General features: G+C 71.0%; 23 protein-coding genes. 13 read left to right on the top strand and 10 right to left on the bottom strand.

The window, feature by feature from the left end:
• Positions 1-6: 6 nt before the first annotated feature.
• Together BT364_RS05185 and BT364_RS05180 are read right to left on the bottom strand one after the other, a co-directional pair.
• Complete coding sequence (locus tag BT364_RS05185) at positions 7-528, bottom strand: hypothetical protein (protein ID WP_072483891.1); 522 nt, start codon at positions 526-528, stop codon at positions 7-9.
• 36 nt (positions 529-564) lie between these two features.
• Positions 565-1,680, bottom strand: coding sequence for a magnesium and cobalt transport protein CorA (locus BT364_RS05180; RefSeq protein ID WP_072483890.1), 1,116 nt, complete (start codon positions 1,678-1,680; stop codon positions 565-567).
• Between the two features lie 406 nt (positions 1,681-2,086).
• Here BT364_RS05180 and BT364_RS05175 point away from each other — a divergent pair, with 406 nt between their 5' ends.
• The gene (locus tag BT364_RS05175; protein WP_072483889.1) at positions 2,087-2,722 is read left to right on the top strand and encodes a suppressor of fused domain protein; all 636 of its coding nucleotides are present in this window, start codon (positions 2,087-2,089) and stop codon (positions 2,720-2,722) included.
• 96 nt (positions 2,723-2,818) lie between these two features.
• Here BT364_RS05175 and BT364_RS05170 read toward each other — a convergent pair whose 3' ends face one another.
• Positions 2,819-4,051 (bottom strand): MFS transporter, encoded by a 1,233-nt coding sequence (locus tag BT364_RS05170; RefSeq protein WP_072483888.1) that lies wholly within the window; start codon positions 4,049-4,051, stop codon positions 2,819-2,821.
• Positions 4,052-4,208: 157 nt separating this feature from the next.
• Here BT364_RS05170 and BT364_RS05165 point away from each other — a divergent pair, with 157 nt between their 5' ends.
• The 3 genes from BT364_RS05165 (at position 4,209) to BT364_RS05155 (ending at position 6,562) form a co-directional block, all read left to right on the top strand.
• Positions 4,209-4,844, top strand: a complete 636-nt coding sequence (locus BT364_RS05165; protein ID WP_072483887.1) for a DUF6758 family protein — start codon at positions 4,209-4,211, stop codon at positions 4,842-4,844.
• A 93-nt stretch (positions 4,845-4,937) separates the two neighbouring features.
• On the top strand, positions 4,938-5,804 hold the full coding sequence (locus tag BT364_RS05160; RefSeq protein ID WP_072483886.1) for a PHP domain-containing protein: 867 nt from the start codon (positions 4,938-4,940) through the stop codon (positions 5,802-5,804).
• 152 nt (positions 5,805-5,956) lie between these two features.
• Positions 5,957-6,562, top strand: a complete 606-nt coding sequence (locus BT364_RS05155; protein WP_072483885.1) for a MarC family protein — start codon at positions 5,957-5,959, stop codon at positions 6,560-6,562.
• A gap of 77 nt (positions 6,563-6,639) precedes the next feature.
• On the opposite strand, the gene BT364_RS41340 is transcribed toward BT364_RS05155, so the two are convergent.
• Positions 6,640-6,792 (bottom strand): hypothetical protein, encoded by a 153-nt coding sequence (locus tag BT364_RS41340; protein ID WP_177328023.1) that lies wholly within the window; start codon positions 6,790-6,792, stop codon positions 6,640-6,642.
• Between the two features lie 221 nt (positions 6,793-7,013).
• Here BT364_RS41340 and BT364_RS05150 point away from each other — a divergent pair, with 221 nt between their 5' ends.
• Positions 7,014-7,901, top strand: coding sequence for an NYN domain-containing protein (locus BT364_RS05150; RefSeq protein ID WP_072483884.1), 888 nt, complete (start codon positions 7,014-7,016; stop codon positions 7,899-7,901).
• Between the two features lie 16 nt (positions 7,902-7,917).
• Here BT364_RS05150 and BT364_RS05145 read toward each other — a convergent pair whose 3' ends face one another.
• The gene (locus BT364_RS05145) at positions 7,918-8,766 is read right to left on the bottom strand and encodes an alpha/beta fold hydrolase (protein ID WP_072483883.1); all 849 of its coding nucleotides are present in this window, start codon (positions 8,764-8,766) and stop codon (positions 7,918-7,920) included.
• 116 nt (positions 8,767-8,882) lie between these two features.
• Entirely contained in the window at positions 8,883-10,727 is a 1,845-nt protein-coding gene (locus tag BT364_RS05140; protein WP_072483882.1) for a DEAD/DEAH box helicase, read from the bottom strand.
• 484 nt (positions 10,728-11,211) lie between these two features.
• On the opposite strand from BT364_RS05140, the gene BT364_RS05135 reads away from it, so the two are divergent.
• Positions 11,212-11,946, top strand: a complete 735-nt coding sequence (locus BT364_RS05135; RefSeq protein WP_072484186.1) for a ferritin-like fold-containing protein — start codon at positions 11,212-11,214, stop codon at positions 11,944-11,946.
• A gap of 35 nt (positions 11,947-11,981) precedes the next feature.
• Here BT364_RS05135 and BT364_RS05130 read toward each other — a convergent pair whose 3' ends face one another.
• The 4 genes from BT364_RS05130 to BT364_RS05115 form a co-directional block, all read right to left on the bottom strand.
• Positions 11,982-12,239: a hypothetical protein gene (locus BT364_RS05130; protein ID WP_072483881.1), complete on the bottom strand. Its 258-nt coding sequence runs from the start codon at positions 12,237-12,239 to the stop codon at positions 11,982-11,984.
• Between the two features lie 196 nt (positions 12,240-12,435).
• A complete protein-coding gene (locus BT364_RS05125) occupies positions 12,436-12,663 on the bottom strand; it encodes a DUF3107 domain-containing protein (protein WP_218105578.1) in 228 nt (75 codons plus the stop codon).
• A 141-nt stretch (positions 12,664-12,804) separates the two neighbouring features.
• Complete coding sequence (locus BT364_RS05120; protein ID WP_018105511.1) at positions 12,805-13,446, bottom strand: TetR/AcrR family transcriptional regulator; 642 nt, start codon at positions 13,444-13,446, stop codon at positions 12,805-12,807.
• A 168-nt stretch (positions 13,447-13,614) separates the two neighbouring features.
• Complete coding sequence (locus BT364_RS05115; RefSeq protein WP_072483879.1) at positions 13,615-13,830, bottom strand: hypothetical protein; 216 nt, start codon at positions 13,828-13,830, stop codon at positions 13,615-13,617.
• Positions 13,831-13,939: 109 nt separating this feature from the next.
• Between BT364_RS05115 and BT364_RS05110 the strand changes: the two genes are divergently transcribed.
• The 7 genes from BT364_RS05110 (at position 13,940) to BT364_RS05085 (ending at position 21,929) form a co-directional block, all read left to right on the top strand.
• Entirely contained in the window at positions 13,940-14,905 is a 966-nt protein-coding gene (locus tag BT364_RS05110; protein WP_072483878.1) for an alpha/beta fold hydrolase, read from the top strand.
• An 8-nt stretch (positions 14,906-14,913) separates the two neighbouring features.
• Entirely contained in the window at positions 14,914-16,161 is a 1,248-nt protein-coding gene (locus tag BT364_RS05105; RefSeq protein WP_072483877.1) for a DUF3152 domain-containing protein, read from the top strand.
• Positions 16,162-16,329: 168 nt separating this feature from the next.
• The gene (locus BT364_RS44065) at positions 16,330-16,425 is read left to right on the top strand and encodes an Ms4533A family Cys-rich leader peptide (RefSeq protein ID WP_323138501.1); all 96 of its coding nucleotides are present in this window, start codon (positions 16,330-16,332) and stop codon (positions 16,423-16,425) included.
• A gap of 227 nt (positions 16,426-16,652) precedes the next feature.
• A complete protein-coding gene (locus BT364_RS05100) occupies positions 16,653-18,377 on the top strand; it encodes an ABC transporter substrate-binding protein (protein ID WP_072483876.1) in 1,725 nt (574 codons plus the stop codon).
• 2 nt (positions 18,378-18,379) lie between these two features.
• Positions 18,380-19,363: an ABC transporter permease gene (locus tag BT364_RS05095; RefSeq protein ID WP_072483875.1), complete on the top strand. Its 984-nt coding sequence runs from the start codon at positions 18,380-18,382 to the stop codon at positions 19,361-19,363.
• Positions 19,360-20,349: an ABC transporter permease gene (locus BT364_RS05090; protein ID WP_072483874.1), complete on the top strand. Its 990-nt coding sequence runs from the start codon at positions 19,360-19,362 to the stop codon at positions 20,347-20,349. The genes BT364_RS05095 and BT364_RS05090 overlap by 4 nt, the downstream gene beginning before the upstream one ends.
• Positions 20,346-21,929, top strand: a complete 1,584-nt coding sequence (locus BT364_RS05085) for a dipeptide ABC transporter ATP-binding protein (protein WP_072483873.1) — start codon at positions 20,346-20,348, stop codon at positions 21,927-21,929. The genes BT364_RS05090 and BT364_RS05085 overlap by 4 nt, the downstream gene beginning before the upstream one ends.
• Positions 21,930-21,934 lie beyond the last annotated feature (5 nt).

Raw genomic sequence — 21,934 nt, 5'->3', positions numbered from 1 at the left:
CCCCGGTCAGCCCTTGCGCCCCTGCTTCAGCAGTCGCGGCAGCCCCGCGGGCACCGGCCGTCGGGTGGTCGCGGACGTCGGCAGCGGCGCCGCGGCCAGGGAGCCGTCCGGCAGCTCCGTACGGAACTCGCCGGGCGTCAGCCGCAGCACCCGGCACTCGCGCGCCCAGCGCTCCGTCATCCGCTCGGCGTCCGGTGCGTTCAGCCGCTTGCCCTTGAGCTCGGCGACCGCGGCCTCCCACTGCTCGGAGTGCGGGGCGAGTTCCGTCACGGCGGCCGTCCAGGCGACCAGCCGGCCGCCCTTGTCCTTGCTGCGCACGGTCACCTCGGCGGCGGACCCGTCGGTGAGTCCGGCCGGGAGCGGCTGCTCGCCGGGGCCGTCCCCGACGAGATGCGCCGCACCCTCGTGCCATACGTGCCACAGCGCCCGCGCGGGCCCGGTGCCCCGCACCCAGATGAGGCCCGACTTCTTGGTGGCCTCCTCGACGAGGGCCCGGCCCAGCGGCACGTCAGCGGCAGCAGCAGTCATGCCCCGAACTCTATTGGACCGGCCGGGGGACGGTGCTCAGAGCCAGCCGTTGCGCTTGAGGGTGCGGTGGATGGAGAAGCAGACCACCCCGATGACGCCCAGCACCATCGGGTAGCCGTACCGCCAGCCCAGCTCGGGCATGTGCTTGAAGTTCATGCCGTAGACGCCGCAGATCATCGTCGGCACGGCGACGATGGCCGCCCAGGACGTGATCTTGCGCATGTCCTCGTTCTGCGCGACGGTCGCCTGGGCCAGGTTGGCCTGGAGGATCGAGTTCAGCAGTTCGTCGAAGCCGACGACCTCCTCGTGCACCCGTGCCAGGTGGTCGGCGACGTCACGGAAGTACTTCTGGATGTCGGGGTCGATCAGCCGCATGGGCCGCTCGCTCAGCAGCTGCATCGGCCGCAGCAGCGGAGACACTGCCCGCTTGAACTCCAGTACCTCGCGCTTCAGTTGGTAGATCCGGCCCGCTTCCGAGCCGCGCGAGCTGCCCTTCGCCGGGGTGGAGAAGACCTCGATCTCCACCTCGTCGATGTCGTCCTGGACGGCGCCGGCGACCGCGATGTAGCCGTCGACGACATGGTCGGCGATGGAGTGCAGGACCGCCGAGGGACCTTTGGCGAGCAGCTCGGGGTCGTCCTGCAGCCGGTGCCGCAGCGCGCGCAGCGAGCCGTGGCCGCCGTGCCGCACGGTGATGACGAAGTCCCGGCCGGTGAAGCACATCACCTCGCCGGTCTCGACCACCTCGCTGGTGGCGGTGAGCTCGGTGTGCTCGACGTAGTGGATGGTCTTGAAGACGGTGAACAGCGTGTCGTCGTACCGCTCCAGCTTCGGCCGCTGGTGGGCGTGGACGGCGTCCTCGACGGCGAGCGGGTGCAGCCCGAACTCCCGGGCGATACCGGCGAATTCCTCCTCGGTCGGCTCGTGCAGGCCGATCCAGGCGAAGCCGCCCTCCTCGCGCACCTGGAGCATCGCCTCGTGCGGCGTGCGGCAGGTGCCGCTCTCCAGGCGCCGTCCGTCGCGGTAGACCGCGCAGTCGACGACCGCGCTGGAGGCGGAGGGGTCACGGGTGGTGTCGTAACTGTTGTGCAGGGCGTTGCTCTTGCGCAGGGACGGGCGCACGGCGGCGCGCAGGTCACGGATCATCGACATGGCTGGCTCCTTCACGGAGGGCCGTCGTCGGGCACGTGGAACAGCCCGGAATGGGGACGTGTGCTCACGTCCGCAAAGCGGGCGGCACCGCGGCGGCGCGATGACGGCGTTCGCTACAGACAGGCAAAAAGGAGTGCTCTTCCGTCGTGCGCAAAGCCGTGGGCCTCGACCGGGAGGCTTCAGATCACCTGGAAAGGTGGAGTGCGGAAGAGCGGTTGGTACTGCACGATCGACTTCGATCCATTGCAGCCCCACCTCCTCCAGCCGGTCCCCCTTGGGGGATGACGTGTCGTCGGGGCTGAGAGCGACGCTTCTGCGTGCTGCCCCGACCAGCGGCCAAGACTATCAGCCGACTGACGGCCAATCCCTTACTTTGCCCATTCCATACGCGACCTATGCTCGCTGGATGGGAGAAATTCTTGCTCTGGTCGAGGCCCGGCTGCTGACGGCCCTCGGTGAACCGGACGCGCGCGCTGCAGTGACGTTTCTCGGTACGGACCGGATCGAGGTACTGCGCTTCGTCGACGGCGATGTGGTGCGCTACGCCACGCTCGGTATGTCGGCCCAGCCGATGGCCGACCCGACCGCGGCCCTGGTGGACCCGGTGAAGGGCCCGCGCGCCGAGCTGGTCCTCTCCGTGCGCGCCGGACTCGCCGACACCGACAAGGTGCTGCGCCCGCTCGCCGTGCTCGCCGCCTCCCCGCAGGTCGAGGGGGTGATCGTGGCGCCGGGTGCCTCGCTGGACGTCGGCGAACCGCTGTGGCCCGGGGCGCCGTTCAGCTCCGTCCTGGTCGCCGAGCCGGGGGGGCTGGTGGAGGACCTGGAGCTGAGTGAGCCTGCGCCGCGCAGCGGCTCGGTGGGGGGTGGCGGCCGGGAGACGGGCGGGCCGATGGAGCCGGTGCGGTTCCTGCCGCTGCTGCCGATGACGCACAACGAGGCCGCGTGGAAGCGGGTCAGGGGCGCGCAGGAGCTCCAGGAGCGGTGGCTCTCGCACGGTACGGACCTGCGTGATCCGCGGCGCGGCTCCGTACCCCTGGACTGAGCCGGTACGCCGGAGTGATCCGGCCGGGCATGCGGAAGCCCCGCCGCGCGGCCAGGAGGGAGAGCCGCGGGCGGGGCGGTGCGGGGGCTGGCGGGGTCAGTCGGCGAAGACCGTGACGCTGTCCTCGGTGGCGTGCTTCGGCTCCAGCTCCACCGCCTCGTGGGTCAGCGCCGCACGCCGGATCCAGACGACGACCGCACCGACCACGGCCGTGGCCGCGGCGACCACGAACGGGATGTGGATGTTGCTCCACTCCTCGATCTTCGGGGCGAGGTACGGGGCGGCCGCCGCGGCGAACCAGCGGACGAAGTTGTAGCCCGCGCTCGCCACCGGGCGCGGCGCGTCCGACACACCGAGCGCCAGCTCCGTGTAGACGGTGTTGTTCATGCCGATGAAGGCGCCGGAGACGATCGTGCAGACGATGGCGGCGGTGTGGTTGCCGTACCCCAGGATCAGCAGGTCGACGGCGAGCAGCACCAGCGAGGCGCCGAGCACCTTCAGCGAGCCGAAGCGCTCCTGGAGCCGCGGGGCGACGAGCACCGAGAAGACCGCGAGCAGCAGACCCCAGGCGAAGAACACCGCACCCGACTTGTACGGCGTCATGTTCAGCACGAACGGGGTGAACGCCAGGATCGTGAAGAACGCGTAGTTGTAGAAGAACGCCGAGGTGGCGACCGAGGCCAGACCGCCGTGGCCGAGCGCCTTGACCGGGTCGAGCAGCGAGGTCTTCCGGGCGGGCCTGGGCTGTTCCTTCAGGAACGCCGTGATGCAGATGAAGCCGATCGCCATCAGCGCGGCCGTGCCGAAGAAGGGGTAGCGCCAACTGGCGTCACCGAGCAGGGCGCCGACCAGTGGCCCGCAGGCCATGCCGAGGCCGAGTGCCGACTCGTAGAGCAGGATCGCCGCGGAGCTGCCGCCGGCCGCGGCGCCGACGATCACGGCCAGCGCGGTCGACACGAAGAGCGCGTTGCCGAGCCCCCAGCCGGCCCGGAATCCGACGAGTTCGCCGACGGACGACGAGGTGCCGGAGAGCGCGGCGAAGACGACGACGAGTGCGAGGCCGGCCAGGAGCGTCTTGCGGCCGCCGATCCGGCTGGACACGAATCCGGTGACGAGCATCGCCACGGCAGTGATCAGGAAGTACGAGGTGAAGAGCAGGGACACCTGGCTCGGCGTCGCCTCCAGGCCCTTCGCGATGGACGGCAGAATCGGGTCCACCAGGCCGATTCCCATGAACGCGACAACAGAGGCGCCCGCCGTGGCCCAGACGGCCTTCGGCTGGCGCAGGATGCTGCCCGCGCCCTGCTCGAACGGATCCTTTCCCTGCATGGGTCTTCTCGCTCTCCACTAGATCGTTGCGATATGCATAGAATAAGTTAGAGAACCTAATGAATGCAAGTTACATCTATCTCTGCGGGTAGGGGCCGCGCTGCGGACGGGTGATCTTCCTTGACGCGGCGACGGTCCTGGAGGACCGTTGGTCGCTATGAGGGGCGAACCCAGTTGCCCGAAGTGCGGAGGCCGGGTCAGAGCGCCCGGTCTGTTCGCCGACACCTGGCAGTGCGAGGTGCACGGCAGCGTGCAACCGCTGCAGCCGGTGATTCCGCCCAGCGTCGAAGCGCTGGGGGTGGTGGTGCGCCGGGCCGAGGTCCCGGTGTGGATGCCCTGGCCGTTGCCGGTCGGCTGGCTGTTCACCGGCGTGGCGAGCGCGGGCGACGACCGCAGCGGCGGCCGGGCCACGGCGGTCGCCTGCTCCGGCCCCGGTCCCGTCGGCGGCATCGGTGAGCTGCTGCTCGTCACCGAGGAACTCGGCGTCGGACTCGGCGCGCGCTACGCCGGGATCGACGGCCCCGACCCCGGCCCCCACCTGGATGTCGACAGCCCGCCGGACGTCAAGATGCTCGCCGCCGGCCGCCCCACCCCGCTGTGGAACGTCAAGGGAGTCCCCGAGGACCGGGCGGTCTTCGCGGGCGAGGCGCGCGGGCTCTGGCTCTGGGCGATCGTCTGGCCCGAGCAGTCCGGGCTCCTGATGTACGACGAGCTGGTGCTCGCCGATCTGCGCGAGGCCGGGGGAGAGATGGACCTCGTACCGTGCGGGGCGCTCACCCCGCGCCTGCTCTGAGCCCCGGAGCCTCCGCGCCCGGCCGGGCGCCGTTCAAATGCCGGTTATCCTGAGACGTCCCCTTTTCCGGCCCCGAGTACTGGAGTACGCGTCGTGCGCATCGACCTGCACACCCACTCCACCGCTTCGGACGGCACGGACACCCCTGCCGAGCTGGTGCGCAACGCCGCCGCCGCGGGCCTGGACGTCGTCGCGCTCACCGACCACGACACCGTGCGCGGCCACGCCGAGGCGATCGCCGCCCTTCCCGAGGGGCTCACCCTCGTCACCGGCGCCGAGCTCTCCTGCCGGATCGACGGAGTGGGCCTGCACCTGCTGGCGTACCTCTTCGATCCCGACGAGCCCGAGCTGGCCCGCGAACGCGAACTCGTGCGCGACGACCGGGTGCCGCGCGCCCGGACCATGGTGCGCAAGCTCCAGGACCTCGGAGTGCCCGTCGAGTGGGAGCAGGTCGCGAGGATCGCCGGGGACGGATCGGTCGGCAGGCCGCACGTCGCCACCGCGCTCGTCGAGCTGGGCGTCGTCGAGAGCGTCTCCGATGCCTTCACGCCCGAATGGCTCGCGGACGGCGGACGCGCCTACGCCGAGAAGCACGAACTCGACCCCTTCGACGCGATCCGGCTGGTCAAGGCCGCCGGCGGCGTCACGGTCTTCGCACACCCGGCCGCCGTCAAGCGCGGCGAGGTGGTGCCCGAATCCTCGATCGCGCGGCTCGCCGCCGCCGGCCTCGACGGCATCGAGGTCGACCACATGGACCACGACGAGCCGACCAGGGCCAGGCTGCGCGGGCTCGCTCAGGACCTGGGGCTGCTGACCACCGGGTCCAGCGACTACCACGGCAGCCGCAAGGCCGTCGGGCTCGGCGAGTACACCACCGACCCCGAGATCTACGGCGAGATCACCCGGCGCGCCACGGGAGCCTTCCCGGTGCCGGGAGCCGGCGGGCCCCGCCCCGCGTAACGACGCACGCGAAGGGGCCGGTCCACGGACCCCGTACGCGTACCGCCCCTTCCACCTTCACGTTCCACTTCCGCGCACCCGGCCGTCGGGCCGCCGTCATGGCTTCGGGGTGCGCTCCTTCAGGCCGTTTCTCTCTTCTCGCAAGGCTCACTGTGTTCGACGTCGCTGTCTTCGGATCCCTTTTTCTCACGCTTTTTGTGATTATGGATCCCCCCGGGATCACCCCGATCTTCCTCGCCCTCACCGCGGGCCGCCCCGCCAGGATGCAGCGCAGGATGGCGCTGCAGGCGGTCGCCGTCGCCTTCGGCGTGATCGCCGTCTTCGGTCTGCTCGGCCAGCAGATCCTCGACTACCTGCATGTCTCCGTACCCGCCCTGATGATCGCGGGCGGACTGCTCCTGCTGCTGATCGCGCTCGATCTGCTGACCGGCAAGACCGACGAGCCGACGCAGACCAAGGACGTCAATGTGGCGCTCGTACCGCTGGGCATGCCGCTGCTCGCCGGGCCCGGTGCGATCGTCTCGGTGATCCTGGCGGTGCAGCACGCCGACAGCGTGGCCAGTCAGATCTCGGTCTGGTCGGCCATCCTCGCCATGCACATCGTGCTCTGGCTGACCATGCGTTACTCGCTGCTGATCATCCGGGTCATCAAGGACGGCGGAGTCGTGCTCGTGACCAGGCTCGCCGGAATGATGCTGTCCGCCATCGCCGTACAGCAGATCATCAACGGCGTCACCCAGGTCATCCAGAACTCCTGACGGCGCCGGGCGGCACCACAGCGCCCCCGTACGGACCTTCCGTACGGGGGCGCTTCGTCTTTGTGCGTCGTCGTGCGTTACGAAGCCGAGGTCTCGGCCGGGCGGATATAGATGCGCTGGCCTATGGCTGCGGCCTGCTGCACGATCCGGTTGACGGAGGCGGCGTCCACGACGGTGCTGTCCACGGCGGTACCGTCGACATCGTCGAGTCGCATGATCTCGAAGCGCATAAGGCTTCCCTTCGTCTGATCCTCCTGCTGGAGAACTACTGGGAGGACGGATGACCCGTCCGCAAGGATGAGAGCACCGGACACCGCTGTCCCGTGCTCCACGAGGGGTATAACGGCTTGCCTCGGGCAAACATTCCCTACGCTAAGGAAATTTTTTGGATGTCTAAGTATCAGCAGGTCACCGAGCACGACCGGTCGACGAGGTCCACGACGAGGCCCGAATGAACGAGGCAGAGATCCGCGAGCGCCTGGACCGCACCAACGAGCTGCTCCAGCGCATGCTCGCCGAGGTGTCGAAGACCCCCTCGACCCACGCGATCTTCGTGGACGCGGGCTATGTGTACGCCGCGGCCGGACTGCTCGTCACCGGCACCGAGGACCGCCGCTCCTTCGACCTCGACGCGGAAGGGCTGATCGAGGCCTTCATCGACAAGGCCCGGACGATCTTCGCGGACAGCAGGCTGCTGCGCGTGTACTGGTACGACGGAGCCAGGCGGCGCATCCACACCGCCGAGCAGCAGTCCATCGCCGAACTCCCCGACGTCAAGGTCAGACTCGGCAACCTCAACGCCAACAACCAGCAGAAGGGCGTCGACTCACTCATCCGCACCGACCTCGAATCGCTCGCCCGGCACCGTGCCATCAGCGACGCCGCACTGGTCGGCGGCGACGAGGACCTGGTCTCCGCGGTGGAGGCGGCCCAGGGGTACGGGGCCCGGGTGCACCTGTGGGGCATCGAGGCGGGGGAGGGGCGCAACCAGGCCGAACCGTTGCTCTGGGAGGTCGACAGCCAGCGCACCTTCGACCTGGACTTCTGCCGCCCGTACGTCACCAGACGCCCCGTCACCACCTACGAGGACGACACCCCCGCGCCCGCGCGCGAGGACGTCCGCTTCGTCGGTGCGCAGATCGCCGCCGCCTGGCTGGCCGCCCGGGGCCGTGAGTCCCTCGCCGACCTGCTGCCCGGACACCCCTACCTGCCGGGCTCCGTCGACCAGGACCTGCTGGTCGAGGCCGAACGGCTGCTCCAGCACTCGCTGCGCGGCCACGCGCATCTGCGGCGGGCGCTGCGCGACGGCTTCTGGCAGCACCTCCAGTCGCAGTACTGAGCCCTCCCGGCGTCGTCTACAGGCCGTCCCAGAACGCGGCGATCGCCGTCGCGGTCTGCTCCGGGCGGTCCGTGTTGGGGGAGTGCTCGGCGCCCGCGATCCGGGTGCGGTGCGCGCCGAGCCGCCGCGCCATGTCGTCGAGCAGCGGCACCGGCCAGGTGTCGTCGCGCTCGCCGGAGAGCACATGGACCGGCAGCCGTACGGCGGCGAGTTCGGCCACCCGGTCCGGCTCGGTCACCAGCTGGCGGCCGGTGGCGATCAGCTGGGCGGGCCGGTGGCGCAGCCAGCGGCGGCGCAGGGCCTCACCGTCCGTCGCCGCCTCCTCCGGCGGGTCGAGGGCGCGCATCGCCTCCCACACCTCGGCCATGCTCAGCGTCGCGAGCGCGTCGCTGAGCACCTTCACCTTGAGCTGCTGGGCCTCGACGACCTCGGCGGGCCCGGAGGACATCAGCGTCAGCGAACGGAACGGCGAGGCGTCGAGCAGTACGGCGGCGCGGGCGATCTGCCCGCCGAGCGAGTGCCCCAGAAGATGCACGGTGCCTTCGCCGCCCGCTTCGAGGGCGGCCGCCTGGGCGAGCACATCGAGGGCCAACTCGCCCTGTGCGTAGGACTCCTGACGGTCCGCCCCCTCGGTCTCGTACTGTCCGCGGCCGTCCACGGCGACGATCCGGTACCCGGCGGCCGAGAGCGGTTCGAGGAGCGCCATGAAGTCCTCCTTGCTGCCCGTGTACCCGGGCAGCAGGAGGGCGGTGGCGCGCACGGCACCGGGCGGCGAGGCGTCCAGCACGGCGAAGTCGCCGCGCGAAGTGCGCAGCTGACGGGCGTGGGCGCAGGGGGGCGGGGTGAAGGTGTGCGGCCGGCTCATGGGACGAGGTTATGCCGCGCAGGCCGGATGGGCAGAAGCGAGGCGCCGGAACGCCGGACGGGCCCGAGGATGTCCTCGGGCCCGTCCGGCGGATCAGGCTGCTGAGCGGTGGCCGCTCAGCCCTCGGTCTTCGCGGCGGCCGCGCGCGGCGCCCGGCGCCTGCGCGGCTTCGCCTCGCCCTCGGCGGCCGGGGTCTCGGCCACGGCCTCCGTCTTCGGCTTGGCGGCCGCACGGGTGCGGCGGCGCGGCTTGGTCTCCGGGACGGGCTCGGAGATCGGCGCGATCTGGAAGTCGACCTCGTCCTCGGCCGGCTTGACGACGCGGGTGCGGCGACGCGGCTTGGTCACCGTCCTCGTCTCGGCCACCGGCTCGGAGACCGGCGCGATCTGGAAGTCGACCTCGTCCTCGACCGGCTTGACCACGCGGGCGCGGCGGCGGCGCGGCTTGGTCTCGGCCGCGGGCGCGTCCTCGACCGGGGCCTTGGCGGCCTTCGGTGCCACCTCGACCTCGACCACGGCCTCCACCGCGTTCATCACGGCCTCGGCCGCGGCGTCCGCGGCTCCGACCCGGGTGCGGCGACGGCGACGCGGCGTACGCGGCTCCGACGGGGCGTCGGCGGCCTCGGCTGCCGGGGCCGGCACCGCGGCGGTGGTGGCGGGCGCCTCCTGGACGGCGGCGCCGCCCCGGGTGCGGCGACGCTGACGCGGCGTACGCGGTGCGCGCTCCTCGCGGTCGGCGGGCGCCGGGGCGGACTTGCGACCGCGGCCGCCCGTCTCGCCGAGGTCCTCGATCTCCTCGGCCCGCAGGCCCGCACGGGTCCGCTCGGCCCGCGGCAGGACACCCTTGGTGCCGGCCGGGATGTCGAGCTCCTCGAAGAGGTGCGGCGAGGTGGAGTAGGTCTCGACCGGGTCGTTGAACTTCAGGTCGAGCGCCTTGTTGATCAGCTGCCAGCGCGGGATGTCGTCCCAGTCGACCAGCGTGATCGCGATGCCGTTGGCGCCCGCGCGGCCGGTCCGGCCGATGCGGTGGAGGTAGGTCTTCTCGTCCTCCGGCGACTGGTAGTTGATGACGTGGGTCACACCCTCGACATCGATACCGCGGGCCGCGACGTCGGTGCAGACGAGCACGTCCACCTTGCCGTTGCGGAAGGCGCGCAGCGCCTGCTCGCGGGCGCCCTGGCCGAGGTCGCCGTGGACCGCGCCGGACGCGAAGCCGCGCTTCTCCAGCTGCTCGGCGATGTCGGCCGCCGTGCGCTTGGTGCGGCAGAAGATCATCGCGAGTCCGCGGCCGTTGGCCTGCAGGATGCGGGAGACCATCTCCGGCTTGTCCATCGAGTGGGCCCGGTAGACGTGCTGCGAGATGTTCGCGACGGTCGCGCCCTCATCGTCGGGCGAGGTGGCGCGGATGTGTGTCGGCTGCGACATGTAGCGGCGCGCGAGACCGATGACGGCGCCCGGCATGGTCGCCGAGAACAGCATCGTCTGCCGCTTCGCCGGAAGCATCGTGATGATCTTCTCGACGTCGGGCAGGAAGCCCAGGTCGAGCATCTCGTCGGCCTCGTCGAGCACCAGTGCGCGGACGTGCGAGAGGTCGAGCTTGCGCTGTCCGGCCAGGTCGAGCAGCCGGCCCGGGGTGCCGACGATCACGTCGACACCCTTCTTCAGGGCCTCGACCTGCGGCTCGTACGCCCGGCCGCCGTAGATCGCGAGAACGCGGACATTGCGCACCTTGCCGGCGGTGAGCAGGTCGTTGGTGACCTGCTGGCAGAGTTCACGGGTGGGGACGACGACGAGCGCCTGCGGCGCCTCGGTCAGCTCCTCGGGCCGGGCCCGGCCCGCCTCGACGTCCGCGGGGACGGTGACGCGCTCCAGCAGCGGCAGACCGAAACCGAGGGTCTTGCCGGTGCCGGTCTTGGCCTGGCCGATGACATCGGAGCCGGAGAGCGCGACGGGGAGCGTCATCTCCTGGATGGGGAACGGGGACACAATGCCGACGGCTTCAAGGGCCTCGGCCGTCTCGGGAAGAATCCCGAGTTCACGAAACGTAGTCAGGGTGCTGCCTCTTCTGTGAGACGCGGTCCGAGGCGAACGCTGGGGGTCGTACCGTGCCGGGGTTGGTCATCCGGCCGTGGATGGGCCGGGTGGCGCGGGACCACTGCCGTCGCTCGAGCGCTCGTGCCGCTGAGGGGGCCCCTCATCTGCGGTCGTACGTGTCGTACGACCCGCGTGGAGGGCTGTCGGGTCGGAGCCGATCGGGCCACCGACCGGGCATCCTCATTCGTTTTCACCATTTTCACGCCACCGGTACGTCCAAAATACTCAGTAGGCGCAATACCACTGTACCCCGGATTCGCGCATGTGTGTTGGGCGAATTCATTGGAACGGTGTGATGCCACTGGCCGGCCAGGCCCTTCCGTCCCCCGCCGGGCGGGCTATTCTGCGCTTCATGGAGACGCCTGACAACGCCACTGAAACCCCTGAACCCACCGGTATCGCCGCCCAGGACTGGGCCACCGCGTCGGTGGAGCCGCAGTACCGGGCAGCGGTCGTGGACCTGCTGGGAGCACTCGCGTACGGGGAGCTGGCAGCCTTCGAGCGGCTCGCCGAGGACGCCAAACTCGCGCCGACGCTGGCGGACAAGGCGGAGCTGGCAAAGATGGCCTCCGCCGAATTCCATCACTTCGAGCGGCTCACCGACCGGCTGACCGCGATCGAGGTGGAGCCGACCAGTGCGATGGAGCCGTTCGCCAAGGCGCTCGACGACTTCCACCGCCAGACCGCGCCGTCGGACTGGCTGGAGGGCCTGGTCAAGGCGTACGTCGGCGACTCGATCGCCAGTGACTTCTACCGCGAGGTCGCGGTCCGGCTCGACTCGGACACCCGCTCCCTGGTCCTCGCCGTGCTCGACGACACCGGGCACGGGAACTTCGCCGTCGAGAAGGTGCGCGCCGCGATCGAGGCCGACCCGCGCGTCGGCGGCCGGCTCGCGCTGTGGGCCCGCCGGCTGATGGGCGAGGCGCTCTCCCAGGCGCAGCGGGTGGTGGCCGACCGCGACGCGCTGTCGACGATGCTCGTCGGCGGTGTGGCGGACGGCTTCGACCTGGCGGAGGTCGGGCGGATGTTCTCGCGGATCACCGAGGCGCACACCAAGCGCATGGCCGCGCTGGGACTGGCCGCGTAGCAGGCTCACCGGGGGGCCGGTCCGCCGGGCCGGCCTCAGGCCGCCGCTGATCGGCTCAGCGGGCGGACCAGCAGCGAGAGCGTCACGGACCCGATCAGCGCCGCGCCGACCAGCGTGGCCACGACATGGCCCGGACCCAGCACCGAGTGCATGAGGAATGCGCCGAACAGGGCTCCCAGGGCACCGGTGGTGAAGACGACACGGCGGGACGGGAGCCGGTGCGGCAGGGAGCGGAGCGCCGCCCAGGCGAGCGCGAGTCCGAGCACGACGGAGCCGAGTGGTTCCAGGATCACAGAAGATCACCTCGCGAGTTGCGGGGCGGGTAGGGCCTGACCTGAATCGGTCGTTAGCGGTACTACCCGCCGGTCGCGGAATGCAACCCTCCTCGGCGCAGGGTTCGCACAGGAATCACCAGGAACAGCGACGGGCAGCGGCCCGGTGGGACTTCCCACCGGGCCGCTGCCACGGTCACTGCTCGGAGCGTGCTGCCTACAGCGCGCCGAACCCCACACGACGCGTGCTGGGCTCGCCGATCTCCACGTAAGCGATCCGGTCGGCCGGCACCAGGACCTTGCGGCCCTTTTCGTCCGTGAGGCTGAGCAGCTGCGCCTTACCGGTGAGAGCCTCCGCGACGGTGCTCTCGACCTCTTCGGCGGAAAGCCCGCTCTCCAGAACGATCTCCCGGGGTGTGTGCTGCACCCCGATCTTGACCTCCACGGCTATGTCCCTCCGACGGTCAGTCCCTGCGCGGTGAGCCGCGCCGTACGCAGCACACATTAGCCCGCTGAGGGGGGCCGCCAGTGGTCGGTGGGCAACGCCCGCAGCGAACACGGACGGCGGACGCGCAGGGCGGACCGGTCAGTGCTGATCGATGCCGTGCAGCGGGAAGCCCGCGATGCCCCGCCAGGCCAGGGAGGTGAGCAGCTGGACCGCCGTGTCCCGCGGAATGGCGGACCGGCTGGAGAGCCAGTAGCGGGCGACCACCTGGGAGACACCGCCCAGGCCGACCGCGAGCAGCATGGACTCGTCCTTGGACAGTCCCGTGTCACCGGCGATGACGTCGGAGATCGCCTCCGCGCACTGCAGCGACACCCGGTCGACGCGCTCGCGCACCGCGGGCTCGTTGGTCAGGTCGGACTCGAAGACCAGCCGGAAGGCGCCGCCCTCGTCCTCGACGTACGCGAAGTACGCGTCCATCGTCGCGGCGACCCGGAGCTTGTTGTCGGTGGTCGAGGCCAGGGCCGTGCGGACCGCCTGGAGAAGCGACTCGCAGTGCTGGTCGAGAAGGGCCAGGTAGAGCTCCAGCTTTCCCGGGAAGTGCTGGTAGAGCACCGGCTTGCTGACCCCGGCCCGCTCGGCGATGTCGTCCATCGCGGCGGAGTGGTAGCCCTGCGCCACAAAGACTTCCTGCGCGGCGCCCAGCAGCTGATTGCGTCGGGCGCGGCGAGGCAGGCGAGTGCCTCGCGGGCGCGCCGCCTCGGTCTGCTCGATGGCTGTCACGCCGCCTCCCAAATTTGTGATCGGACACAGCTTTTCCGTGCACGCTGCGCCATACAGCCATCGTACTTTTGGGTAACCCGGGTGTGCGCGGCGCGGACGCAGAATTTCATGGACCGGACGGCTGCGGTAGCCACTGGTTCCTCGGCCACCGGGACAAAGCAGTTTGTATCAGCGGTAATCGTCCTCATTCTGTGTCACGACGCGGGCCTGTTCCGCCGCATCGGCCTCGTTGGCGCTGTCCCGGTCTATGTCCGTGAGCGGTTCGTCGTGCTCCTGCTGGAGATCGGCCCGCTGCTCGGCGGCGTCCGCCCGGGGCGTCTCCTGGTCCGGTTCGTCCGGCTGGATGTCCTCGAAGGTCTCCGGGTCGCTGGGGTCGACCGTCATGGTGACTCCCTTCCTTGCTTCGAGCGTAGGAGCTGCGTCCGCAGGCCGCTATGCGGTCTGTGACGGCGAACACATGAATCGGGGTGTGATCGTCTCGTAACATTGCCGCATGTCTTCGACCGAGCTGCCGGGAGTCCGTGCCGTCGCCGCCGCGGTGTCCCCGGCGGTGAGCGCCGTCCGGGTCGCGGAGGGGGAGGAGCTGCGCTCCGTCGGGCTGCCCGGGCTGACGCTGAGCGTCCGCTCCCGGCCGCCGGAGCGGACCGGGCTGCCGCCCGCGCTCTATGTGCACGGGCTCGGCGGCTCCTCGCAGAACTGGTCGGCGCTCATGCCGCTGCTCCAGGACGTGGTGGACGGCGAGGCGGTCGATCTGCCCGGCTTCGGTGACTCGCCGCCGCCGGACGACGGGAATTACTCGGTCACCGGGCACGCCCGCGCCGTGATCCGTTTCCTCGATGCCGAGGAGCGCGGTCCGGTGCACCTGTTCGGCAATTCGCTCGGCGGGGCCGTGGCCACCCGGGTCGCCGCGGTCCGCCCCGACCTGGTGCGCACCCTCACCCTCGTCTCGCCCGCGCTCCCCGAGATCCGGGTGCAGCGCTCGGCCCTGCCGACGGGGCTGCTCGCCGTGCCCGGCGTCGCCGGCCTGTTCGCCCGGATGACCAGTGACTGGTCCGCGGAGGACCGCACCTGCGGCGTGATGGCGCTCTGCTACGGCGATCCGGGGCGCGTCTCCGAGGCGGGCTTCCGCGAAGCGGTGGCCGAAATGGAGCGCCGGATGGGGCTGCCGTACTTCTGGGACGCGATGGCACGCTCGGCACGTGGCATTGTCGATGCGTACACGCTCGGCGGGCAGCACGGACTGTGGCGCCAGGCCGAGCGGGTGCTCGCACCGACCCAGCTCGTGTACGGCGGACGGGACCAGCTCGTCTCGTACCGGATGGCGCGCAAGGCGTCCGCGGCCTTCCGCGATTCACGGCTGCTGACCCTGCCCGACGCGGGGCACGTGGCGATGATGGAGTACCCGGAGGCGGTCGCCCAGGCCTTCCGGGAACTGCTCGACGAACGCGGCGGGAGCTGATCCGGGGCGTGGGACGACATAGTCGAAAGGGCCCCAAACCCTCGGGGCCCGACATCGAGACCGCCACCGCGGACGCAGGCGGCGATCGCGCGGGCGCCCGGCCGGGCCCCGGCTCCGGACGGCGCCGCAGGCAGGCGGACGCACCGGCCGGTCCCGACGGGCACACGCCCTTCCAGCAGGCCGGACACGTCCGCGGCGGCCACCCCGAACAGCACGAACCCGGCGGCGGTTGGGGAACGGGCCCGCAGCCGCAGGCGGCGCCCCGGCGGCAGCAGTCCGGCACCCGGCCGCTGATACCGGGGCCGCGGCGCGATTTCGTCGAGGCATTCGACACCCCGCCCGCACCGCGCGGGCCTTCCGTCCCGCCGGCCCGCCCCGCCGATCCGCGCGCCCCGGTCGGCGAGCGGGACGAGCAGCCGCCCGGCGGCAGCGACGGCCCGGCGCCGGGCAAGGGCGCCAAGGGCCGCACCTTCACCGGGATCGCGGCCGCCGCGGTGACCACGGTCCTCGCGGTGGTGGTGGCCGGACAGGTCACTCAGGACAACGGTGGCGGGACCACCGCCGCACAGCCCTCGGGCGTCGACCGCCGCGGCCCCGACGGCGCCTCCCGTTCGGACGACCGCCCGACCCCCGAGGCGGTGCGGGCCAAGCCGCTCTCGTACGCCCAGAAGATGGCCAAGGCCTATCCGTTTGCCCCGGAACTGAAGGCGTCCGGAAAGTTCGAGACGATCCCGGGGGCGGCGAAGGCCCCGGGCCGGGGGCACAAGTACCGCTACCGGATCGATGTCGAGAAGGGGCTCGGTCTCGACACCGCGCTCTTCGCCAGGGCCGTCCAGGAGACGCTCAACGACGACCGCAGCTGGGCGCACGACGGGGCGATGACGTTCGAGCGGGTCTCCGCCGACGACCCCGATTTCGTGATCACCCTGGCCAGCCCCGGGACGACCGGCGAATGGTGCGCGAAGTCGGGGCTGGACACGACGGTGGACAACGTCAGCTGCGACTCCGCGGCGACGGAGCGCGTGATGATCAACGCCTACCGCTGGGCCCAGGGCTCGTCGACCTTCGGACCGGACAAACTCTTCGCCTACCGCCAGATGCTGATCAACCATGAGGTCGGTCACCGGCTGGGTCACGACCATGTGAGCTGCGGCACGCGCGGGGCCCTCGCTCCGGTGATGCAGCAGCAGACCAAGTCGCTGAACGTCGGCGGAATCAAGTGCCGTCCCAACGCCTGGGTGTATCCACCCAGTTGAGTCGGAACGGGGCGGGCCCACGGGTGTGACGGGCCCGCTCCTTCGGCATGCCGGGCCCCGTGGCCGTACGTGGAACCGGCGTAGGTATGCCCATACCGTGTCCGCATGGTGAGATCACTGTCTCAATTCGCGTTGACATCCCCTGGGCGGTGATCCATATTTCTCGGCATGTCACACGGCCCCGTCCTCCCCGATCGCGCAGTCATAGAACTGGCGCTCATCGGTGTGACCGGGCACAGTGTCGCCGACATCGACTGTTGCTGACGCCTGCCCGAGCGCGCGTCCGCCCGCGGTCCGATCCCTGAGGGGCCGGGGCCGCCACGCCTGACCGCCGCGCCCGGGCGTCTTCCGTCCGCAGGCGCGGCAGTCCGGTGTTTCCGGTCGACTTCTCCCACCGTCGACCGGCTGTGTGCACTCGCTCTCGCCGCTGCCCGCGCGGAAATCCTTCCGTCTCTTTTCCCCAGGCAGTACACCCGAGAGGTCACCTTCCGATGCGTCAACCGTCCGTCATATCGCGCCGCGTGGCAGCGGCCACCGCAGTACTCGTCGTGGCCGCGGGTGCCGCGGCCTGCGGGCCCAAGGACAACAAGGGCGGCGATAGCGGCTCCGGCGCTGCGGGCAAGCCGGAGAAGGGCGGCACGCTCACCGTCCTCAACAGCAAGCCGCAGGAGGACTTCGACCCCGCGCGGCTCTACACCTCCGGCGGCGGCAACGTCCCGTCCCTGGTCTTCCGCACGCTCACCACCCGCAACCGGGAGGACGGCGCCGCCGGCGCGAAGGCCGTCCCCGACCTCGCGACCGACCTGGGCACGCCCAGCAAGAACGCCACCGTGTGGACGTACACCCTCAAGGACGGGCTGAAGTACGAGGACGGCACCGCGATCACCAGTGCCGACATCAAGTACGGCATCGAGCGCTCCTTCGCCGCCGAACTCTCCGGCGGCGCCCCCTATCTGCGCGACTGGCTGATCGGCGGCGCGGACTACCAGGGCCCGTACAAGGACAAGAAGGGCCTCGACTCGATCGAGACGCCCGACGCGAAGACGATCGTCTTCCACCTCGACAAGCCGGAGGGCGAATTCCCCTTCCTGGCCACGCAGACCCAGACCACCCCGGTGCCCAAGGCCAAGGACACCGGCACCAAGTACGAGGAGCACCCGATCTCCTCGGGCCCGTACAAGGTCGTGAAGAACGAGGGCGACGGCGAGCGCCTGATCCTGGAGCGCAACCCGCACTGGTCGGCGGCGACCGACGAGGAGCGCAAGGCCTACCCCGACCGGATCGATGTGCGCTCCGGAATCGACTCCGCCGTCATCAACCAGCGGCTGTCCGCCTCGCAGGGCGCCGACGCCGCCGCCGTCACCACCGACACCAACCTGGGCCCGGCCGAGCTCGCCAAGGTCACCGGCGACAAGAAGCTCGCCGCCCGTGTCGGCACCGGACACTTCGGCTACACCAACTACATCGCCTTCAACCCGAAGGTGAAGCCGTTCGACAACCCGAAGGTGCGTCAGGCGATCTCGTACGCCGTCGACCGCTCCTCCGTGGTCAACGCGGCCGGCGGCTCCTCGCTCGCCGAGCCCGCCACCACCTTCCTCCCCGACCAGGCGGCCTTCGGCTACACGCCGTACGACCACTTCCCGGCCGGGAAGAACGGCGACCCGGCCAAGGCGAAGGAGCTGCTGAAGGAGGCCGGCTACCCCAAGGGGCTGACCGTCACCCTCACGCACTCCAACGACAAGGACTTCGCCACCAGCCCGGAGATCGCCACCGCGCTCCAGGAGGCGCTGAAGAAGGCCGGAATCACCGTCAAGCTCCAGGGCCTGGAGTCCAACGACTACTCCGACACGGTCTACAACGTGAAGAGCGAGCCCGGCTTCTTCCTCGGCGGCTGGGGCGCCGACTGGCCGTCCGGCGGCCCGTTCTTCGCGCCGGTCTTCGACGGGCGCCAGATCGTCAAGTCCGGCTACAACTTCAACTCCGGCCAGCTGAACGACCCCGCGGTCAACAAGGAGATCGACGAGATCAACAAGCTGACCGACCTGGACTCCGCCGCGAAGCGCTGGGGTGCGCTCGACAAGAAGGTCGGTGAGCAGGCACTGACCGTGCCTCTGTTCCACCCGGTCTACAAGCGCCTGTACGGCGAGGCCGTCAAGAACGTCGTGATCAGCGACTGGACCGGCGTGCTCGACATCTCGCAGGTCGCGGTCAAGTAGCCATGGCAGAAGCAATTCCGGCCGAGGAGGCGGGGGCCGTCCTGGCCCCCGCCTCCGGGGCCAGTCCGTTCTGGCGGCGGCTGCGCGCCCGGCGCGCGGCCCTCGTGGCAGCCGCGATCGTCGCCCTGCTGGTCCTGGTCGCGCTCGCCGCACCGCTGCTCGCGGGCATCGAGGGCCAGGACCCCACCACGTACCACCCCGATCTCGTCGACTCCGCCACCGGCGGGGTGCCGGTCGGCTCCTTCGGCGGGATCAGCGCCGAGCACTGGCTCGGCGTCGAACCGCTCACCGGGCGCGACCTGTTCGCCCGCGTCGTCCACGGGGCACGGGTCTCGCTCGGCGTCGCGCTCGCCGCCACCCTGCTCCAGGTGCTCATCGGCGTCGGCATCGGGCTCGCGGCCGGGCTCGGCAACCGCTTCGTCGACCAGGCGCTCAGCCGGGTCACCGATGTCGTGGTCGCGCTGCCCGTCATGGTGATCGCGCTCGGCGCGCTCGCCGTCGTACCCACGAGCTTCCCCCGCCCGGTCCTGATCGCGGTGATCATCGGCCTGGTCGGCTGGTCCGGGATCTCGAAGATCGTGCGCGCCCAGACGCTCTCGCTGAAGTCGCGCGACCACGTCGCCGCCGCCCGGCTCAGCGGCTGGGGCTCCTGGCAGATCGCCAGGCGCGAACTGCTGCCCGCGCTGGCCGCGCCCGTCATCACCTACGCGGTGCTGCTCTTCCCGTCGAACATCGTCGTCGAGGCGGCCCTGTCCTTCCTCGGCGTGGGCATCAAGCCGCCCACGCCGTCCTGGGGACAGATGCTCAGCGACGCCGACACCTGGTACCAGGCGGCGCCCACCTATCTGCTGATCCCCGCGCTGCTGCTCTTCGTCACCGTGCTGGCGCTGACCGTCCTCGGCGAGGGCGTACGCACCGCGCTCGACCCGCGCGCCGAGTCCCGGCTGCGGATCGGCACCGGCCGCAAGAAGGAGGCCGACGCGTGAAGTGGTTCCTGCTCAGACGCCTCGGCGGGGCGGTCTTCGTGCTGCTCGCCCTCAGCGTCGTCGTCTACGCCGCCTTCTACGTCGCCCCCGGCAACGTCGCGCAGATCGCCTGCGGTCCGCGCTGCTCGCCCGCGCAGGTGGCGCAGGTCAGCGAACAGCTGCACCTGGGCGACCCGTTGTACCTGCAGTACGCGCACTTCCTCCAGGGGCTCTTCACCGGCCGCGACTACTCGACCGGGACCGGCGTGCTGCACTGCCAGGCGCCCTGCCTGGGGCTCTCGTACCAGAGCGACCAGCAGGTCACCGAGCTGATCCTGGCCAAGCTCCCGGCCACCGCCTCGCTCGCCCTCGGCGCCTTCGTGCTGTGGATGCTGCTCGGGGTCGGCACCGGGCTGCTCTCGGTGTGGCGGCGCGGCCGGCCGACCGAGCGCGTGCTCACCTGGATCACCCTGGCGGGCATGGCGACACCGGTCTTCGTCATCGGACTGCTGCTGATCATCATCCTGGTCACGGCGCTCCAGATCCTGCCGTTCCCGGACTACGTACCGCTCACCGAGGACCCGGAGCAGTGGGCCTGGAACCTGCTGCTGCCCTGGATCTCACTGGCCCTGGTGTCGGCGGCGCCGTACGCCCGGATGACCCGGGCCTCGATGCTGGAGACCCTGGCCGAGGACCATGTGCGCACCTTCAGGGCGTACGGGGTCGGCGAACGGGCGCTCGTGGGACGGCACGCGCTGCGCGGCGCTCTGGCGCCGGTGATCGCGCTCGGCGCACTGGACATCGGCTCGATGTTCGGCGGCGCCGTCCTCACCGAATCGCTCTTCGGGATTCCGGGGGTCGGCCGTGAACTCGTCGACGCCGTGAAGCACGTGGACCTTCCGGTGGTCGTCGGTCTGGTGCTCGTCACCGGATTCTTCGTCGTCCTCGCCAATGCCGTCGCCGACATCCTCCAGGCGATGGCCGACCGACGGGTGGTGCTGGCATGAGCCTGGTCGAAGTCTCGGATCTCTCGATCTCGTTCGGCGGGGTACGGGCGGTGGACGGGCTGTCGTTCTCGCTGGAGGCCGGTGGCGCGCTCGGCGTGGTCGGCGAGTCCGGCTCCGGCAAGAGCGCCTCGGCGTACGCCCTGCTCGGACTGCACCGGGGGACCGGCGCGAAGGTCGGCGGCTCGATCCGGGTCGCCGGAGTGGACGTGACGGCCGCGGACGACGCGGAACTCCGGGCCCTGCGCGGCGCGAAGGCCGCGGTGGTCTTCCAGGACCCGCTGTCCTCGCTGGACCCGTACTACGCGGTGGGCGACCAGATAGCCGAGGTGTACCGGGTGCACAACCGGGCCTCCCGCCGGGCGGCGCGGGCGCGGGCGGTGGAGGTGCTGGACCGGGTCGGCATCCCCGACGCGCTGCGGCGCTCCCGGTCCAGGCCGCACGAGTTCTCCGGCGGGATGCGGCAGCGGGCGCTGATCGCGATGGCCCTGGCCTGCGAGCCCCAGCTGCTCATCGCCGACGAGCCGACGACCGCCCTGGACGTCACCGTCCAGGCCCAGATCCTGGACCTGCTGCACGATCTGCGCCGCGAGACGGGCATGGGGCTGCTGCTGGTCACGCACGACGTGGGCGTGGCGGCGGAGTCGGTCGACGAGGTGCTGGTCATGCAGTCGGGACGGGCGGTGGAACGGGGGCCGGTGAGCGAGGTGCTCGTGGCCCCGCGCGAGCCGTACACGCGGGCGCTGCTGGCGGCGGTGCCCCGGGTGGCGGAGGCGCGGACCTCCTCGGGCGCGAAGCCGGCGGACGACACGGGCGCCCCGCTCGTCGAAGCCGTCGACGTCCGGCAGGTGTTCGGCAGGGGGAAGAGCGCGCTGGCCGCCGTCGACGGGGTCTCCCTCACCGTGCGACGCGGCGAGACCCTCGGCATCGTCGGGGAGAGCGGCAGCGGCAAGACCACCCTCGGGCGGATGCTCGTCGGACTGCTGGAACCCACCTCGGGCCGGCTCACCCGCGACGCCCGGGTCCAGATGGTCTTCCAGGACCCCGTCTCCTCGCTCAACCCGCGCCGCTCGATCGGTGAGTCGGTCGCCGACCCGCTGCGGGCCTCGGGGGAGCGCGACGAGGTGGTGATCAGGGCGCGGGTACGGGATCTGCTGACCCGGGTCGGGCTCGCCCCGGAGAGTTACGACCGCTATCCGCACGAGTTCAGCGGCGGACAGCGCCAGCGCGTCGGGATCGCCCGCGCGCTGGCCGCCGAGCCGGAGCTGATCGTCTGCGACGAGGCCGTCTCCGCGCTCGATGTGACGACCCAGGCCCAGGTGACCGCCCTGCTCGCGGAGCTCCAGCGGGAACTGGGGCTCGCCCTGGTCTTCATCGCGCACGACCTCGCCGTCGTACGGCAGGTCAGCGACCGGGTCGCCGTCATGCGGCAGGGCCGGATCGTCGAGGAGGGCGAGGTGGACGAGGTGTACGGGAACCCCCGGGACCCTTACACCAAACAGCTCCTGGCGGCCGTTCCCGCACTCGACCCGGCGCTGGCGACGGTGCGCCGCGCGGCCCGCAAGGAGCTGGCCGCTGCCTGACCCTC

It is taken from the genome of Streptomyces atratus (assembly GCF_900119365.1).
Lineage (GTDB): Bacteria > Actinomycetota > Actinomycetes > Streptomycetales > Streptomycetaceae > Streptomyces > Streptomyces atratus_B.
This window is presented reverse-complemented; position numbering and strand designations above follow the sequence as displayed.